General features: G+C 65.5%; 1 protein-coding gene. It reads left to right on the top strand.

Annotated elements, in window-relative coordinates:
* Positions 1-240 precede the first annotated feature (240 nt).
* The coding region (locus FXF52_RS41075) for an IS110 family transposase (protein ID WP_187414032.1) at positions 241-1,190 on the top strand (950 nt) is incomplete at its 3' end.

The raw sequence follows: 1,190 nt of genomic DNA, 5'->3' as shown, positions 1-1,190 counted from the left end.
GCCAAACAGTCCCCGATGACTCTGTCGTGACGCCCGTACGTGCGTGAAAATCGGGGGTGGTCACCCGCTGACGTCGAGAGTGCTTGGTGCTTCGTGCCCGTCAAACAGTCTGACGCTGGGAGCGTGATCTAGGGGCCCTGCATTGTTGCTTCGAGCACGCGAGTCCGCCTCTGTCCTTGCCCCGCAACGCTTCTGCGGGTGACCGCCTGGTCAGGCCCGTGCGGGTGAGAGGTGGTAGCTGTGGAGGAGATCACCGAGGAGCCGGTGCAGGTCGTCGCGCGGGTGTGCGCGATCGATATCGGCAAGGCTGGTCTGGTGGCGTGCGTGCGGGTGCCCCACGCGAGCCGGCGGGACCGGCGGGTGCAGGAGGTCCGGGAGTACACGACTGTGATGCCTGCGTTGTTGGAGTTGGCGGACTGGCTGCGGGTCGAGCGGGTCGAGCTGGTGGCGATGGAGTCCACGTCGGATTACTGGAAGCCGGTGTTCTACCTGCTGGAGGCGGAGGGCTTCGACTGTTGGCTGCTCAACGCCCGGCATGTCAAGAACGTGCCGGGCAGACCCAAGACCGATCGGCTGGACGCGGTATGGCTGGCCAAGGTCGTGGAGCGGGGGATGTGCCAGCCGAGCCTGGTGCACCCCAAGCCGATCCGGCAACTGCGTGACGTGACCCGCTACCGGCGCAGCCTCGTGCGGGAGCAGACCAGGGAGAAGCAGCGGCTGGAAAAGACCCTCGAAGACGCGCAGATCAAACTCACCTCGGTGATCAGTGACCTGCACGGGGTGTCGGGCCGGCAGATGCTGCAGGCGCTCATCGACGGTCAGCGGGACGCGAAGGTCCTCGCCGAAATGGCGAACGGCTCGATGCGCCGCAAGATTCCCCAACTGAGGGAAGCACTGACCGGCCACTTCGGCGATCATCACGCCTTCATCTGCGCCACCATGCTGCGCCGGATCGACGCCATCGCCGCCGACATCGCTGACCTGGACGCCCGGATCGAGGAGATGATCGCCCCTTTCGCACAGACGGTGGAGAAGCTGGATGAGATCACGTGTGTCGGCGTGCGCTCCGCACAGGAGATCATCGCCGAGATCGGTGTGAACATGGCCGTCTTCCCCACCGCCGCGCACCTGGTGTCCTGGGCCAAGTTCTGTCCGATCGACGCCCAGTCAGCCGGCCGCAAGAAAGGCAA

Origin of the sequence: Micromonospora sp. MP36 (assembly GCF_008119785.1) — a bacterium.
Taxonomy (GTDB): domain Bacteria; phylum Actinomycetota; class Actinomycetes; order Mycobacteriales; family Micromonosporaceae; genus Micromonospora.
Note: the sequence above shows the minus strand (reverse complement) of the source record. Positions and strands in the feature narration are given on the sequence as shown.